The sequence below is a fragment of the Idiomarina sp. Sol25 genome (assembly GCF_033052775.1).
Classification (GTDB): domain Bacteria; phylum Pseudomonadota; class Gammaproteobacteria; order Enterobacterales; family Alteromonadaceae; genus Idiomarina.
This window is the reverse complement of record NZ_JAUPEW010000005.1, coordinates 1-16,081: the sequence shown is the minus strand read 5'-3', so window position 1 is coordinate 16,081 and position 16,081 is coordinate 1. Positions and strand designations below refer to the sequence as shown.

Annotated in this window: 11 protein-coding genes and 1 tRNA gene; 7 read left to right on the top strand and 5 right to left on the bottom strand. The window is 45.5% G+C overall.

Annotated elements, in window-relative coordinates; genetic code table 11:
- Positions 1 to 10: 10 nt before the first annotated feature.
- Entirely contained in the window at positions 11 to 3,217 is a 3,207-nt protein-coding gene (locus tag Q5L94_RS08620) for a S41 family peptidase (RefSeq protein WP_317498036.1), read from the top strand.
- Between the two features lie 93 nt (positions 3,218 to 3,310).
- Here Q5L94_RS08620 and Q5L94_RS08615 read toward each other — a convergent pair whose 3' ends face one another.
- Both Q5L94_RS08615 and Q5L94_RS08610 read right to left on the bottom strand, forming a co-directional pair.
- Positions 3,311 to 5,056 carry a PAS domain S-box protein gene (locus Q5L94_RS08615; RefSeq protein ID WP_317498035.1) on the bottom strand — a complete coding sequence of 582 codons (1,746 nt, stop codon included), beginning with the start codon at positions 5,054 to 5,056 and terminating at the stop codon, positions 3,311 to 3,313.
- A 663-nt stretch (positions 5,057 to 5,719) separates the two neighbouring features.
- Positions 5,720 to 6,298 (bottom strand): HD domain-containing protein, encoded by a 579-nt coding sequence (locus Q5L94_RS08610; RefSeq protein WP_317498034.1) that lies wholly within the window; start codon positions 6,296 to 6,298, stop codon positions 5,720 to 5,722.
- Positions 6,299 to 6,598: 300 nt separating this feature from the next.
- Here Q5L94_RS08610 and Q5L94_RS08605 point away from each other — a divergent pair, with 300 nt between their 5' ends.
- The 4 genes from Q5L94_RS08605 (at position 6,599) to Q5L94_RS08590 (ending at position 10,927) form a co-directional block, all read left to right on the top strand.
- A complete protein-coding gene (locus Q5L94_RS08605; RefSeq protein ID WP_317498033.1) occupies positions 6,599 to 8,443 on the top strand; it encodes a hypothetical protein in 1,845 nt (614 codons plus the stop codon).
- Positions 8,444 to 8,463: 20 nt separating this feature from the next.
- Positions 8,464 to 9,273, top strand: a complete 810-nt coding sequence (locus Q5L94_RS08600) for a hypothetical protein (protein ID WP_317498032.1) — start codon at positions 8,464 to 8,466, stop codon at positions 9,271 to 9,273.
- A gap of 350 nt (positions 9,274 to 9,623) precedes the next feature.
- Positions 9,624 to 10,028, top strand: a complete 405-nt coding sequence (locus Q5L94_RS08595; RefSeq protein WP_317498031.1) for a hypothetical protein — start codon at positions 9,624 to 9,626, stop codon at positions 10,026 to 10,028.
- Positions 10,029 to 10,162: 134 nt separating this feature from the next.
- The gene (locus Q5L94_RS08590; protein WP_317498030.1) at positions 10,163 to 10,927 is read left to right on the top strand and encodes a hypothetical protein; all 765 of its coding nucleotides are present in this window, start codon (positions 10,163 to 10,165) and stop codon (positions 10,925 to 10,927) included.
- Positions 10,928 to 11,295: 368 nt separating this feature from the next.
- Here the strand turns inward: Q5L94_RS08590 and Q5L94_RS08585 are convergent.
- Positions 11,296 to 11,372: transfer RNA gene (locus Q5L94_RS08585), tRNA-Arg, on the bottom strand.
- 150 nt (positions 11,373 to 11,522) lie between these two features.
- Between Q5L94_RS08585 and Q5L94_RS08580 the strand changes: the two genes are divergently transcribed.
- Positions 11,523 to 12,326: a UDP-2,3-diacylglucosamine diphosphatase gene (locus Q5L94_RS08580; RefSeq protein WP_317498029.1), complete on the top strand. Its 804-nt coding sequence runs from the start codon at positions 11,523 to 11,525 to the stop codon at positions 12,324 to 12,326.
- 107 nt (positions 12,327 to 12,433) lie between these two features.
- Here Q5L94_RS08580 and Q5L94_RS08575 read toward each other — a convergent pair whose 3' ends face one another.
- Positions 12,434 to 13,996 (bottom strand): serine hydrolase, encoded by a 1,563-nt coding sequence (locus Q5L94_RS08575; RefSeq protein WP_317498028.1) that lies wholly within the window; start codon positions 13,994 to 13,996, stop codon positions 12,434 to 12,436.
- A 196-nt stretch (positions 13,997 to 14,192) separates the two neighbouring features.
- Here Q5L94_RS08575 and Q5L94_RS08570 point away from each other — a divergent pair, with 196 nt between their 5' ends.
- Positions 14,193 to 15,728 carry a leucyl aminopeptidase family protein gene (locus Q5L94_RS08570; RefSeq protein ID WP_317498027.1) on the top strand — a complete coding sequence of 512 codons (1,536 nt, stop codon included), beginning with the start codon at positions 14,193 to 14,195 and terminating at the stop codon, positions 15,726 to 15,728.
- 167 nt (positions 15,729 to 15,895) lie between these two features.
- Here the strand turns inward: Q5L94_RS08570 and Q5L94_RS08565 are convergent.
- Positions 15,896 to 16,081: cytochrome d ubiquinol oxidase subunit II (locus tag Q5L94_RS08565; protein WP_317498026.1), on the bottom strand; the 186-nt coding region annotated here is incomplete at its 5' end.

Here is a 16,081-nt window from a genome sequence, read left to right as displayed (position 1 = left end):
GCAACTTACTATGAAGCGTTTGGTCACAAGCCTACTTGTTTCTGCAGCATTTGGCGTATCTGCATCTGAAGCTATGTCAGAGCGACCCTTAATCATGCAGCCCGAAATCAGTCCTGACGGGACTCAAATCGCCTTTAGTTACCAAGGTGACATTTGGACAATGTCGACATCGGGCACCAATCCAAACCGTTTAACCATCCACGAAGGCTATGAAAGCTCACCTAAATGGTCAAAAGACGGTAAATCCATCGCTTTTAGCAGCGACCGGTTTGGTAATGATGACGTGTTTATTATGCCAAGCAAGGGCGGCCGCCCCGATCGTTTGACCTATCATAGCGCCTCGGACCAAGTGTTAGGCTTTAATAACGACAACCAAGTACTCTTTAACACTCGCCGTTTGTACGCTGAAGTTGAACGAGAGTGGGAAGTGTACAGTGTGGCACCAACGGGTAACGCAACAGAGTCTCGCTATATGGATGCCCTGGGCTTTGATGCCGTGGTTTCTCCGGACGGCACAAAGATTGCCTTTGTGCGCAGTACCGCCAGAGTATCGCGTGAAGATTACCGTGGCCCGGCCAACCGTAATATCTGGGTTTATGATACTGAAACTGACGAGTACGAACAGTTAACCGACTTTGATGGTAATGACTTTATGCCTCAATGGTCGAGCAATAACGAGTTATATTTTATCTCTGCTCGTGCAGGTAAATACAATGTATTCAAGCAGCAGCTAGGATCGAAACGAGCAACACAAGTTACCGATGAACGTGAGTTTGGTGTTGAGCACTTTAGTATTGATAAGCGAGCAAACCATCTTGTTTATCAAGCTGCCGATAAAGTTCAGCTTATTACTGGTGACCAAAGCAAATCGCTCGACCTATCGATTCCTACGGATTTTCGTTTTGACCCTGTCACGAAAAAGTCAACCACGGACTCACTTGACGAATACAGTGTGTCCCCTAACGGTAAGTTAATTTCTTATGTCGTACGTGGCGATTTATTTGTCAAGCGCAACGATAAAGACGATAAACGGTCAGTCAGGCTCACAACAGGCGCAGCACGAGACAGAGATGTTACCTGGCTTGATGACAACACTCTGCTGTTTGTGTCTGATCGAGACGGCCAAAACGATATCTTTGCGGTGACATCGGCGGACTCTGACGAGCCGAACGTGTTTAAGTCGCTCAAGCATTCCATAACACCCGTCACACGCACCGACGCGCAAGAACGCGAACCCCTGGTTTCTCCTGATGGCAACAAAGTGGTCTATCGTGAAGGGCGCGGTAAGTTAATTGTTGCTGACGTTACCGAAGGCAATTCACTAACCAACACTGTTACCTTGTTAGACGGCTGGGCAACACCCAGTGGCGTGAGTTGGTCGCCAGACAGTAACTGGCTAGCTTATGCTAAATCTGATTTATCCTTTAATAGTGAAATCTTTATTCATGCTGCAGATAACTCGCAAAAGCCCGTTAATGTCAGTATGCACCCGAAAGGCGATTACAGCCCGGTTTGGTCACCCGATGGCAGCAAGCTCGGCTTTACGTCCATGCGTAATAACGGCGACTACGACATTTGGTTTGCCTGGTTAACAGAAGGCGACTGGCAGCGCTCTAAAGAAGAGTGGAAGCGCGATGAATTTGTAGAAGAAACGGCTGATGCCAAAAAAGATGAAGACGACTCGGAAGCTTCTGTGAAAGCAGTCGAGCCGATGCAAATTGACTTAGAGCGCATCTATGAACGCCTGGTTCAAGTCACGCGCTTTGCCGGTAATGAATCTGGCTTAGCATTCGATAAGGAAGGCGAGCATGTTTATTACACCATTGGTGGTGCTGGTCGTCAGAACTTTAAAATGGACCAAGACCTGTTCAAAATTAAGTGGAACGGTGAGGACAAAAAGCAGGTCATTGAGGGTAACAAAAGACCACGTAGCTTATCACTGAGCAGCGACGGCAAGCACTTGTTTGCGTTAACCGGTAAAGGGCAGTTAGTCAAAATAGACACAAAAAAAGACGAGCCTGAAATCTTATCGACCGTATCGCAACAAAACATCGAGCATATGGCCGAGCGTGAGCAGATCTTTGATGAAGCCTGGCAAGCACTTAATGCCGGATTTTACGATCCTGAATTTCATAACAATGACTGGCAGGAGCTAAAAGACAAATACCGTCCTTTAGCATTAAAAGCGTCAACCAAAGAAGATTTTCAGTATATCTTCAACTTGATGTTGGGTCAGGTCAATGCCAGTCATATGGGCTTATACCGCGGTGAAAACCAAAAAGAAACCCAAAAGACTCAAACCGGCTTGGTCGGTATTGAGGTTGTACCAACCGATGAAGGGCTGAAGGTTACCTCAGTTCTTAACAAAAGCCCTGCCGCCCGCGACGACAGCCGTCTACGAGTCGGTGATGTGATTACACAGGTCAATCAACAGTCGGTCGAAGACGCCAACTTCTATGAGTTACTGAATGGATACGCAAATCAACGGGTATTGCTTGACATAAAGCGTGCCAATGAGAACACCGAAGTGGTGTTGTGGCCAACAACGCGTTTAAGTAACGAAAAATACGACAACTGGGTCGAAACGCGCAGAGCAATGACCGAAAAGTATTCAAACGGACGCTTGGGTTACTTGCATATTCGCGGTATGAACTGGACCAGCTTTGAGCGTTTTGAGCGGGAACTGATGGCTGCGGGTTACGGCAAAGACGGTATTGTCATTGACGTACGTTATAACGGTGGAGGCTGGACAACTGACTATTTGATGGCAGTGTTAAACGTTGAACAGCATGCTTACACGATTCCTCGCGGTGCTACAGACAACCTGGACAAAGACCAGAAAGAATTCAGAGACAAGTACCCCTACTCTGAGCGTTTACCGCTATCGGCCTGGACTAAGCCATCTATTGCCATGAGTAACGAAAACAGCTATTCAAATGCTGAAATCTTCTCGCATGCCTATAAATCGTTAGGTATTGGCAAGTTGGTGGGTCGCCCCACATTTGGGGCCGTCATCAGTACAGGGGCTGAACGCCTTGTTGATGGCTCAATTATCAGAATGCCATTTAGAGGCTGGTGGGTTAAAGAATCCGATGCCAATATGGATTTTACCCCAGCTCAGCCAGACATTGAGGTATTTAATCCACCGGCTTATAAAGCCAAAAACGTGGATCCACAGTTAGAACGTGCTGTCGAAGAGTTGTTAAAGACCCTTTAGACTAGTCGCTGAGTAGATAAATAAAAGGTGAGCTCTGCAGAAGAGCTCACCTTTTTTGTGTAACTTAATAAACTTGATTACATCACTTTAAGACTAATCAAGTCTCGACAAAGCTCTGACAAGCTCATCAATTAGCCTATCGCTTTCCTGAATGACGTTATTAATTTCAGATGCGGCTTGTGACGAGCTGTTCGCGAGCGCCCTCACCTCGTCTGCAACGACGCTGAATCCTCTGCCTGCTTCGCCTGCTCTTGCAGCCTCTATAGCAGCATTCAGAGCTAATAGGTTTGTTTGGTCTGAAAGGCCGTTGATAGTGGTCACAAACTTCGTAATACGCTGGGTTGAGTCCACTAACTGCGTTGAAGTTTCTTTTGTCTTTTCCTGAGCGCGTTGCCGTTCCGTGATATCAACACCAAAAAATACCAGCTTAGAAATGTTGCCATCTCGGTCGTTGATGCGGCATAAGCGCCCATCAATTGATCTTTGTACCCCTCCGGCTTCAGTGAATTGGACTTTTTGTTCAGCAAGACCATTTTCGATACTCAGTTTTACCACATCATCAGTAAGCCCGGACCATAGACTTTTGGCAGCTCTTTCCGGGTCATTTGAACAAGACTGTTTAAACAGTTCGTTAATTTCTGTGGGTTGTCCGTCTGATGAGAACTCTATAGTGACAAGCGCAGACGCCATCGCATCGGTTTTAGCGTAGTACTCATCGCGAGCAAGCTTATTTTCTGTAATATCAGTTTGTATCGAAATATAACGGCTGATTTTTCCACCCTCAAATACAGGGCTGATTGACAAGCTTATCCAATAAGCATTGCCGTGTTTATCGTAGTTAAGAACTTCTTCATAGATCACCTCGTTTGCGGCGATCGCTTGAGCGAGGCGACTAACCGTATCGGGATCGGTATTTTTACCTTGAAGAAAATCACCCGGCTTTCTACCTTTCACTTCATCCATTTCATAGCCGGTCATTTTCGTAAACCCTCTGTTTACGTACTCTATTGCTCCTCGGCTATCGGTAATCACAACCGCATTATCGGTCTCATTGGCTACCAGTGACAGCATTTCGACTTCTTTGCGGCGCTTAACCTCTTCATCAATATCGCGGAAGAACGCGACGTAAAATAATTTGTCTTCACCTAAATCAACCTTAGAAATAGTCACTGACGTCCATACGGTAGAACCATCAGCTCTGGGTACTTCGATCTCGACGGGACGCCCTACTAAACGGTTTTCTCCGGTTCTTCGGTTTCGGTTGACATAGTCGTCGTGATTACCCTGCTCGCTGCGAGGAACCAGCATTTTGACATTATTGCCGAGCACTTTTTCTCGGGAATAGCCCCATAAATTTTCAGCTGCCTTATTGAAGGTAATAACGTTATTGTGCTCATCAATAATAACTACAGCGTCTAACGTTTGCTCAAACGACTGATTTAAGATTGCTCGGTTTTGGCGATCCTTACTAACATCACGAGCAAACGCGGTATAGTGCTTTTTACCGTCTATAATAACCTTGCTCAGTGAAAGCTCCGCATAAACCGTGCTACCGTCTTTCTTTTTTATTGGAACTTCGCGTGTTGAGTTAACGATGCGATCCTGATCCGTATTCCGATGTCGGTTAACATAACCGTCATGGCCTGCTGCGACATCGTCATGCATTAAAATAGCAACATTTTTACCGAGCACTTCATCGGCAGTGTAGCCCCACAAACTTTCTGCTGAATCATTGAAGAATGTAATCAAATTACTCTCGTCAATATTGACGACTGCAAAAACACTGCTTGCCATCGCTTCGGCTAGTTGACGGCGTTGTTTTTGTTTTCTAAAAAACATTTAAACCTCTGTGGGATGTTATTTGAAGTTACATTTTAAACCTTTAACCACTCTTCTGTTATCGGTTAAATTTATCTTATCTCAGCTATCGGCCGCACCGGCTATCATCTTAATGATTATTCATTAGGAAACGTTTTTTTGTGTCAAGCAGTATCGTTATTATCGCTGTTTGGCAGCTGGATCAGTCGCTTGGCGCATGATCTACCTAGTGTTTAATTAGCAAGCATAATTACGCTGCGTCATCTCAAACGGATCAGAGTTTCTAAGAAGCAAACTTAGGTTGCCTCGTCGTGCCTAATAGAAAGAAAAGCATCTGTGCCCCCATGAAAGTCTCACGATCACGTGTGGAATCAGCAGGCCCTTGAAGATGCTTCATAAGTTCGTATAAAAGAAATACTCTATGACATGCTCAGTCCGTTCAGCCATATCGTCTAGGATCTCATTCATTGAGTCCTGGTCAAAACCAACCTCTTTAGCAGTGGCTGGAAACGCTGACAATATATAGTAAAGCGGAGTTAAGCGGTATCTGCTATCCCGGTCGATAAAAATCGAGAAGTTTTTGGATGTGTCCGTAAAACTTGGGTAGAACCCAACTGAATTCTTTAAGCGGAGGATAAATCGAACTTCCGCTGTTCGCTCATAGCAGCCGCTAAGCAGTTACTATTACATTGTAATATTGCCGTCTGCCAATGCTTTCGTATCTTTATCAATTAACGCCCTTATTGCTAACGTAAGTGCATCGTAATCGGTGTACTTTTTGCCATACGTAAGGTTGAATTTATAATTAAAGTCTTCTGGATTTTTACCCTGTGTATGTTGCAAAATCGTCTCGATCTTATCAAAGGCCTTAGCCAGTTTAGCCTCCTCGGATGAGGCATTCTCATACTCATCCCACAGTTCGAGGACTTCTAAGCGAAGACGTTCCGGCAGTGGCTGAATAAGTACTTGAAGATCTCTTCGTTCGTTAGCTCCCTTATCTACTCCTTCAACTTGATCGACTGCTGCTATATCACCGCTTATCGCCTCGCCTAAATCGTGAATAACGCATATTTTCAAAAGTTTTAGAATGTTTAGCTCGGGATATTCCTTTTCAAACAGTAAGACTATCAGGCACAAGCGCCAGGTGTGCTCAGCCGTACTTTCATGCCTACCATTAGATGTTCTTGACGAACGAAGCGTATTTTTCAGCTCCTCGGTTGCCCGAAGAAAGCTTAGGATGCCTTCTAACTCTTCATCTCGCATCTTAAGTTCTCCCTTGAGTTCTATATATTAAATACTATCCACTTTATCATTATTCCAAAGCCATGGGAGTATGACTGTAATTTTAATAGTGACGTCTGCTACGAGCGAAGAACGGACATAAGTGACTCACTAATCTTTATAACTTTATGATGAAAACTGATCTTGCCGCCTTGAAGCTGAATTCATGAGTATAAGTTTAATCCTACTCAAACACTTCTTGGCGCGGTGCAAGGTTGCAAAGTTGTTATAAAGGAGTAATTTAATTGGTGGAAAAACAATCTAACCAGGGAATGGCGTCAAATGAAACTATCCAACGTTCTATCTACCGTTAACCAGTTTGAGAAGTCTAAATTCATTAACTTCCTTGATCGCATATGCACTGAAGCCAGCTCGCACGATAAGCAAGTGGCTAAACAGTTCAAGAATGTCGATGGTCAAATCAAAAATGCTTCCAGTGGCGAAGTTACCCAATTATTCAAGCTTGCCGAGCCGTTATTCCAAAAAGAAGTAAAGTCTCAACTAGCACTCAGTGGAGCGCAGGCAGCTCTATTGGTCAATATTCTGAGTCGTGATGGAAACTGTGTTGCTCGCGTGTCCTGGATTGAGCAGCTGTACGCAGAGGAATGGAAAGAAATTGATGCTCAGGCTAAGAGCCTTAAATCGCTTTTCGGAGAAGCCGAGCAAACGGAAATTTATAATGAGCCTAAACGGTTAGGTATTTATTACGCTTGTCTGCATGAGGCACTTCATAATGATGAGCGCTCAAATCGGGAAGCAAAAATTACAGATGAAGAGCGGGGCATACTGAACGTACTTGCTCATAAGCTTGATGTCACCGCTGATAACCGAGTTGCCATTGAACATTTAATTGACCCGATCCCTAAAACCGGCGTTTCAGACTGTTTAAATCAACTCCGGGAAATAGGCATTGTCTTCGTTTCTAAAAAGCATCAAACCGTCTATGTTCCTGATGAAATTGTCGCATTGCTGCATCGTATTCAAGCTAAGGAGCTCGCAGATAAGCACCTTTTAAGAATTCTGCGGACCTTCTCTGATGCCGAGCTATCTAATATTTTGAAAAACCATGACAAGCGCATTCGTGGTGTCAGCCGTAATGAGAAAATCGAAACCGTCTTTAAAATGGGCTTATCGGTAAGTCAGATTCTTGGTGAGGATATGCACGGTGAACAATCGAGCGTCAATGAGAAGAAGGAACGCCTGAAATCACTAATTGATGACTTGCAACTGTCTGTCGACAAGCTTGGAACAACCCTGGACGAGCGCTGCGGGTTGATTATTGGCGCTCTTAACTCGTCTGCAGATTATGAGTTCAATATCTTATCGGCGACGGGGTACAAGTCACTGTTTACAACACTAAGTCAGCATATGCCGGAGCTACCGAAAATGCTGAAAGACGAGTTTGAGCTTGAGCCGAACCAGGACATCGATATAGAGAAGTTACGTGCACTTGCCATAACGCCTTATGACATCCTATTTATGCTATCTAATGAGCAAATAAAGAACTTGAAATCAGATATGGGTATCACGCGTCGAGGTGACGCAAGACAGGTCATTCTAGAGAGTTTTGCCGACGCGACCGATAAGCTTGTTGAAAATTACGAAGCGCTGGCAAAACGAGATTTGGCCGCGTTAAAGCAAAAAGGTATTGAGATACCGGAAGCTGATATTGGTGTTAAATTTGAAGAGGTCACCAAAGCAATATTCGAAGAGCTGGGCCTTACTGTGGACGAGGATTTACGGCGTGACATCAATACAGCCAAAGACAAAGCTGACATTCTGCTCTCGTTAAGTGAAGACGATATCATTATCGGCGAAGCCAAGACTTCTAAGAAGGGAGATTTTGCGAAATATTCCACGACATCTCGACAGGTAAAAGCTTACGTTACGCGCTGTGAAGCCACAGGTAAGCGGGTTGCTCAAGTACTCATTATTGCCCCTAGTTTCTCCAACGACTTTGTTGAATCTGCAGAGATGGATACCGAAGTGAACATTTCGCTGCTTGAGGCTGCAGGTTTGAAAAAGATATTAGAGGCATATAAGTCCCGCAGAAACCCTAAATTCTCGGCCAAACTGTTCACTAAGGGCGGACTGCTGAAAGCAGATTTAATCGCTAAAAATATATAAAAATTTAGGGGGGTAAAGATATGTTGAAAGTCTTACACAGAGTGCTTTTTAAGAAAACTTTACAGAGTGCTTTATCACTAACTTCTCTCACAATATTACTATCAGGTTGCTCTAGCACCGCAGATAACATTTATTTAAAACAAGAAGTTGAAAATATTCATCGGGTGACATCGACAATAGAAAATACACAAAGCAAAGATTTTTTTGTTGGCGATCATGTATTCTCCATAAATAAATTTAAAGCCAAAGCTTACTCTGATGCTGCAATAGTTTTTTCTTCAGACTTTTCTGTAAAGCGTGATGTTTGTTTGTCGATTGTTAGTAATTGCTCGTACTATGTCCCGGCTGATAGAAAGTATGAGGTATTAAGACGAATTCAATTAAATGATGAAATTTATGACGTTGTTAGCATAGATCGAAGAAGTGCTTCAAAGTTAGACAAAACAGAATTTGCCAAAGAGGATAATACACTATTGGTGGGTTCAGATGGAAAATTGTTGAAGCGCGTCTTTATTGCAAATCTTAATGAAGTTCTTCCAAATACATTTAGTGTTAACCCTAGCTCCGTAAAGGGCAAGCGGGTGGACATTATCATCGATGAGACTAAAAGTGATGTGACTTCTACTTTGTTACTAAAAAATGTTTTGGATAACTCAATCTCAGTGGAGTACTCAAAATATGATTCAGCAAGCAATACTCAGTTAGCTAAAGAATTGTATGAACTTCCTCTAAACGAAAGGTTTATCTTCAAAGAAGTAGAAATGTTAGTAACTAAAGTTGGTCCGAGAAGTGTTAATGTTCAATTCTTCAGCGAGAGCGATAGTATATGAGCATTTTTCTGTAATCTCCTCTTTTAAATAGCAACTTTTATAAAATTAATGAGTTTTAGTGGTCGAGAAAAACTAACCACCGGTTGATAATTTATGCAGTACTGTTGCTCTGCCTGGTTCGGATTTAGAGCTTTTTTGTGTTTTAGGGTTCGCAGTCCACTGAAACAACAATTCCTAAAGAAATGATAATAGCTGTAGGAAAAGCCTGAGAAGTCTAAGATGAGCAGTACAATGAAGGAAATTGCAGTTATTGTCAGTATAACCGAGAAAAGTCATGGCAGAATGAGTTAGCTAGGCGCTGCTGGTGGGCGAAATTTCCGCAAAGCGGAGCGTTATAAGGATAAAACCCTATGAACTGGTCTTTGGTGTTAAATTTTATATCCGTACCCGCAGCAATAATTCTCGGCTTGCTGTCTTACCGGCTCAGTTTGCATAGCAGTCGGTCTCAAAAGGTCGAGGAGTTGGCTTCAGTGGAAGGCCAAGTGGGGAGAGTTGCATCCATTGAGGTTGCGCGTATCGCAGGCCGTTGTGATTACGGCACACTGATACGAGAGCATGTCTTGAATGTGGCGACAATCGACAACATTGCCTCAAAGTGTAAAAAGCACGGATTAAACGGTGCTGAACTTCACGAATTTCTCAGAGAGGCCAACTCCGCGCTGGCTAATCGATATTGGGAACGCGAGCCAGCAGATAGACTTATTCGCCGTGCTCGGAACCTACAGAAAAGGATTGGCGATGAAATGCGCTCTTAGTTCATTCCTGGGACAGGTATAATCAATAGCTCCAGTTCGTTCCGGGCCTGAACCCCTCTAACGGACGCCCTTTTCTCCACTTCGCTGCAAAAAGGTCGCCGTTGAACAAAAGCGTTACATTTTATAAGGTACCGATGGACACTGAGACATTAGTAAAACGAACACTGGAAGAGCACTTTAAGCTCAATGTCGAGAAAATACCTGAGTCGGACGCAAGAACGCCGGATTTCCTTGTGCGCGACGACACAAACGAATACTTGATAGAGGTTAAAGAGAAAGAGGCAAATCCAGCATTTGGTGAAGCAAGAGAAGGGGCATTTTCCAGAGGGGAAATTTTCGAAGTATCTGAATCGCTTGCAACGAAAAGTGTACTTCAAAATGTAGTGCGAGACGGCCGCAGACAAATTAAAGCGCATGTTACTGACGAATCAACTTTTAGGATAGTTTGGATTCATTGTACTGGCCTTGCTTATGACGTAACACTAGAGCAAATAATTGTGGGGCTTTATGGTAGTGAAACCGTTGTAGACTTTAGCTCCGATGATGCTTTTGCTGGAACCTGCTATTACTTTGGCTTTAGTCAGTTCTTTAAGTATCGGGATTCAATAGATGGTGTAATGGTCACGGGCCGCAAAGGCGAGGCGACTCTCTGCATAAACAATCATTCGCCTCGTTATGAGAAATTAAACGCATCGGCACTAGTCCAATCTATGCCAGTTGGTGTTAGAGATCCAATACATGAAGAAAGGGACGGCTGTGCATTTATAGTCGATGGCGAAGTGGATCGTAGCAAGCCGGATGAAGTATTGAGTTATCTCCGGAAAAAGTACAAAACCGAGAAACTCAACGTGATTAACATGCGCCATATGGAAGTTCATATGGCGGTCCCACATAAATAAATTTAACAAACGCAGGCACTAGAACAAAGTTTACGGCGCACTTCAGTTTTGCTCGTGTTGCGGGCGTTAACGTCCGCTCCTGGCACAAAGCGGAAGTAAACACAAAATTAACGGGCTTCCGACTAATCTCCATGGCCTATTCGACTCTCAATATAAGTTGCTGGGGTCACTACGAATTCCAAAGTATAACGTCGAATATTTTCAACACCTAAACTCAGGTTTTTCTGGCTCTGATTTAAAAATTGTAGGTAAAGGTCAAAATTTGGCTAATGCAAAGTTAGTCCGAAAATGTTGGCCACATTCTGGACACAATTTGGACACATTAAACTTTTAGTAAGTGATTACTATCAAGGAAAGTCGCACAGCGATGGCGCACCCGATAGGAGTCGAACCTATGACCTCTGCCTCCGGAGGGCAGCGCTCTATCCAGCTGAGCTACGGGTGCGTCGTTAGGAGTACTCAGAGCAGGCGTGGATTTTAGGGAATATCGGCTAGAATGTCCAGCACTGCAAGTGTCACAAAAGCTTAAATGAACTGTCAACGGCGGTTCATCTTGGTTGCGGAGTATAGACGAAACCCACCATGGGAGATCGCTATGCCCCAAGCTCGTCTGGATGCCCGCACGTTGTTTATTTCCGATATTCATCTTGGTTCGAAAGACTGCAAAGCCGAGTTTCTACTTCATTTACTCAAACGCGTCGATGTCAAAAAGCTGTATCTGGTTGGTGATATCGTCGACTTCTGGGCAATGAAACGGCAGATTTTCTGGCCCGCACCGCATCACCAAGTCATTCAACAAATACTCTCTATGGCGCGCAATGGCGTGGAGGTTATTTATATTCCCGGCAATCATGATGAGGTGATGCGCAAGTACCGCCACCCCGACGTGGCCAGTATTCGCATTCAGCGCCAGGCTATTCATACCACCGCCGACAAAAAACGCTTGCTGGTTTTGCATGGCGACGTGTTTGACGCAGAAACGTGCCACAGCAAGCTACTCTCTTTTGTTGGCGATCACCTTTACGACTTTTTGCTATGGCTAAATCGCCAGACACACCGCGTGCGCAATCTGTTTGGCCATAACTACTGGTCTTTGTCAGCTTACGTAAAAAGCCAAATTGGAAAAGCAGAGGAAGTCATTGGCCATTATCGTGCAGCGGCGCTTCGTGAAACCAGTAAACGCGGTCTGGACGGCATAGTCTGCGGGCACATTCACCATCCCGAGCTGGTCGAGTCCGATAAGCTGCTTTACGCCAATACCGGTGACTGGGTTGAGAACTGCACGGCGCTGTTCGAAAGCCATGAAGGCGAGTTGTCGTTGATGAACTACACACTGTCTGATGCGAAACCGGCTCGCTTTAGTCGCCGTCGTCAACGTTCATACAATAATGCTGCATGATACCCACGCTATGCGTTCGATGACGAGTTGATTCAGACTTAGAAGACAAATGAAAATAAGCAGCCAGAAGGCTCTGGCTGCCTGTCGGTTATTCGACATTTATCCGCCTACTGCTTTTCCAGTTTTAGATTATGAAAATCAAAACTAAAGTCGGTAAAGTCAGCCACGGCTTGCATGGTTGCACTTTCGACCCGATTGCTCTGACTCACATCAAACTCGATAAAAGCATCCGCTTCTAATAGCGGCTCGTCCCAGCGCACAATAAAGGTATTGCCGTTATAGTGCTCCAGCGAACCTTTCAGCATATCGGTATGGGTGAAGTCTATGTTCAGAGCGTCGCCCTTCTCAGAAATAACGACCTCACCATACCAGGCGTCTTTATAGGTTCCGACATATTCCGATAGCGCCAACGCAGGCTGCGGATCATCAACTGCTTCTACCTTAAAGTCGGCCTTTTTCTGAATGAACTCATGATATTTTTTGCTTTCCTTTGCCACCCAGTCCTCGTCCGGCACACCCAGAATTTCTTCCAGAGACTCTTGCACTATAGCGGTTAAGGCACCGAACGCCTGCTGGTTACTCATAACTGTAATGGCGAATTCTTCCTCAGGAATGACCGTTGTAAAGGACAACATTCCCAAAATACCGCCACTATGAGACACATGCTTAACGCCGTAATAATCTTTCACGAACCAACCTAAACCATAACCTCTGAAATAGGTGCCCTGCTCTGCCGCATCGCCTGATACCGGCAATGGCGTGGTCAGTTGCCACATGTTATGCAACGACGCTTCGGTAAACAAACGCTCTCCTGTGGGTGTCTCGCCTTCATTCAGCAGGGTCAGCAACCAACGGCTCATGTCATCTGCGCTTGCCGCTGTTGCGCCAGCCGCCGAAAAGTCTTCAAGAAAGTCGAGCGGAAAACGATGCAGTTCGCCATCCATTTCAATGGTACCTACCGCCACATTGTCGTAACCCTCATCAATGCGCGAGAAGCCGATAGTGCTCTCATCCATCTGCATATGCTCAAAGAATGTTTGTTCCACATACTGCTGGTAAGGCATATTCGTCACTCGACTAATCACTTCGCCCGCGGTGACGAACATCAGGTTGTTGTAGTCAAAGCGTTCACGAAAGCCATGCTCAATGGGCACATTGGCTAAGCCGGCAATCACTTCGTCAGTGGTTTTGTCGGTGTTCGGCCAAATCATCAAATCACCGGCACCCAACCCCAGGCCAGAACGATGACTCAACAAGTCACGAATAGTTAGCTCTCGGGTAATATAAGGGTCAGCCAGTTTAAAGCCCGGCAAATGCTCAACGACTTTATCGTCCCACTCCACTTTTCCCTGCTCAACCAAGGTAGCCATAGCGGCAGCGGTAAAAGCCTTAGTATGCGAGGCTATACCAAACAAAGTGGTTGGCGTAACCGGTTGCTGCGACTCAATATCCCGAACGCCGAAGCCCTCGGCTAAAATCACTTCGCCGTCTTTAACCGCAACAACCGCCAAACCCGGAATATTAAAAGCATCCAGCGACTGTTCAGCGGTTTGACGAATTTTCTTCTCTAGAGATATACCATCTTTTTTATCTGCGGACGCTTGTTCTGAGCAAGCCAGTAAGGTACTTGCGGCAAGACTTAAAAACAGAACTTTGGCTAGGTTTTTCATGGCAATTCCTTTTTATTTTTTGTAAAGACTACCACAAGTCTTTTTAATTTCACTTTTCCGTAAGCTTGCTCTTATTGCCGCCTCCTAATTCATCGTGCTTTTAGCGGAGTTGGCCTTAATCGCTTTGCCTGTCAGTAGGTTATGGTTTTATAGTAAACGCAGACAACTCAAGAAAACCTAATTCAAGGAAAACACTATGTCGTTAAAACAAATTATGAGTGCGTTGACCGTCTCTTCAGTTTTGTCGCTGCCCACAGTGGCCAGTGACTACTTAGATACGTCAACGAGCTTCTCAGATGAAAACAAAAACACTAAAACGCGCGTTATTTTTGTACCTGAAGGTACTGCAGTTGAGCTACCGGAATGGTCAGGCTCTGATGTAAACGCCGTTAGCCGCGCTGCCGATATTGAAGAATTTGAAGGCGAAGCATCGCAGTTAACCACCGTTATTGCACCTGAGGGCACCAAAGCCAATCACCTGCTTCTGGCTGGTGTGGGTAACCCGGCTGAACTTTCACGTTTTGAAGCTGAGAAGCTAGGCGCCTCTATTGCTGCTGCTTTAAAGCCTGAGTTAGAAAACGTTGTTTTCGACACTCGCCTCATTAGCAATCCGGGTATTGCTGCTGAACTGAGTTCGCACATTGCTCATGGCATCGACTTACGTAACTATCGCTTTGACCGTTATCAGTCCGAGCCTAAAGAGCGCCCGCAAACAGCCTATCACTGGTTAGTGAAAAGCCCTGACATGGCTGAGAAAAAATACCTTGCCTCTCGCGCAATTGCTGAAGGCGTGTTTGTTGCCCGCGACATTACCGCTCTGCCCGGCAGCGACGGCTACCCTGAAGCCATTGTGAAGTTAGCTCAGGAAGCCATGAAAGATATGAATATCGAACTGACTATCGTCACGCCTGAGCAAGTTGAAGAAATGGGCATGGGCTTGCTTCACGGCGTAAGTAAAGGCAGCCAACACGGTTCTTACCTGCTGGCCGCACACTATAAAGGCAGTAACGCTGACCCAATCGCATTGGTCGGTAAAGGCAATACCTTTGACACTGGTGGCTATAACTTAAAAACCAGCTCCTCTTCTATTTTGCGCATGCAGACCGACAAAGCTGGCGCAGGAGCGGTCATTGGTGCCGTTATGGCACTGGCAGCACAAGAAGCACCGGTCAATGTGGTTGCTGTAGCACCACTGTCGCATAACCTCATTTCTGGTTCAGCGACATTACCAGGAGACGTAATTAAAGCGGGTGACGGCACCTTAGTAGAAATTGCTAACACTGACGCAGAAGGCCGACTGATTCTTGGTGACGCCAACTGGTATGCCAACGACAAGTTCAAACCTCGTGCCATTGCCAATATTGCGACCTTAACCGGCTCCAAAGTTGGTGCATTGGGTACGGGCTACGCAGCTTTATTTGCGTCTGAGGACGACTTACGCAGCACGATCATTGAAGCCGGGAATCTCACTGGTGAAAAAGTCTGGGAGCTGCCTTTAGAAGGCTATGACGGCATTATCGACAGTCCGCTGGCCGATATTCGTAACATTGGTTCTCCGGGCACACAGGCGGGCGCAGCGTTTCTGAAGCACTTTGCTGGCGACACCCCGTGGATCCATATTGATATGGCTGCCGACGCTATGGTCAGTTCTGATACCGGTATTCATCCGGCAGGACCAACCGGATTTGGTGTACGCTTGTTAACTGAGTGGGTTCATCAGTTAGGACAATAAGCAACACCAGTCCTCTTATTAAAAGGCACCCGTCAGAGGGTGCCTTCGCTAGTGACTCGTCTCTTACAGTAAAGCCCAGCGAATGAGCCCCCCCACTAAGGTGACCGCCAGTACGCCCAGGCACCATAACCCCACAAACCACAGCCATTTTTTAAGTACAGGCTTCATCAGTCGTGGTATCCGCTGTCAGGGTCAACTTTGCCGCGGAACACCCAGTAGGTATAACCGGTGTAAGCGAAGATCATAGGCAACAGGAACACAGCGCCCACGAGTAAGAACTTCAGGCTGTTGTCCGGTGCTGCGGCTTCCCACAGGGTAATGCTGCGGGGTACCAGATACGGGAATATGCTGAC

Coding starts and splice junctions, on each gene's coding strand:
- Q5L94_RS08620 (WP_317498036.1), top strand. CDS start 11: ATGAAGCGTTTGGTCACAAGCCTACTTGTTTCTGCAGCATTTGGCGTA.
- Q5L94_RS08615 (WP_317498035.1), bottom strand. CDS start 5,056: ATGTTTTTTAGAAAACAAAAACAACGCCGTCAACTAGCCGAAGCGATG.
- Q5L94_RS08610 (WP_317498034.1), bottom strand. CDS start 6,298: ATGCGAGATGAAGAGTTAGAAGGCATCCTAAGCTTTCTTCGGGCAACC.
- Q5L94_RS08605 (WP_317498033.1), top strand. CDS start 6,599: ATGAAACTATCCAACGTTCTATCTACCGTTAACCAGTTTGAGAAGTCT.
- Q5L94_RS08600 (WP_317498032.1), top strand. CDS start 8,464: ATGTTGAAAGTCTTACACAGAGTGCTTTTTAAGAAAACTTTACAGAGT.
- Q5L94_RS08595 (WP_317498031.1), top strand. CDS start 9,624: ATGAACTGGTCTTTGGTGTTAAATTTTATATCCGTACCCGCAGCAATA.
- Q5L94_RS08590 (WP_317498030.1), top strand. CDS start 10,163: ATGGACACTGAGACATTAGTAAAACGAACACTGGAAGAGCACTTTAAG.
- Q5L94_RS08580 (WP_317498029.1), top strand. CDS start 11,523: ATGCCCCAAGCTCGTCTGGATGCCCGCACGTTGTTTATTTCCGATATT.
- Q5L94_RS08575 (WP_317498028.1), bottom strand. CDS start 13,996: ATGAAAAACCTAGCCAAAGTTCTGTTTTTAAGTCTTGCCGCAAGTACC.
- Q5L94_RS08570 (WP_317498027.1), top strand. CDS start 14,193: ATGTCGTTAAAACAAATTATGAGTGCGTTGACCGTCTCTTCAGTTTTG.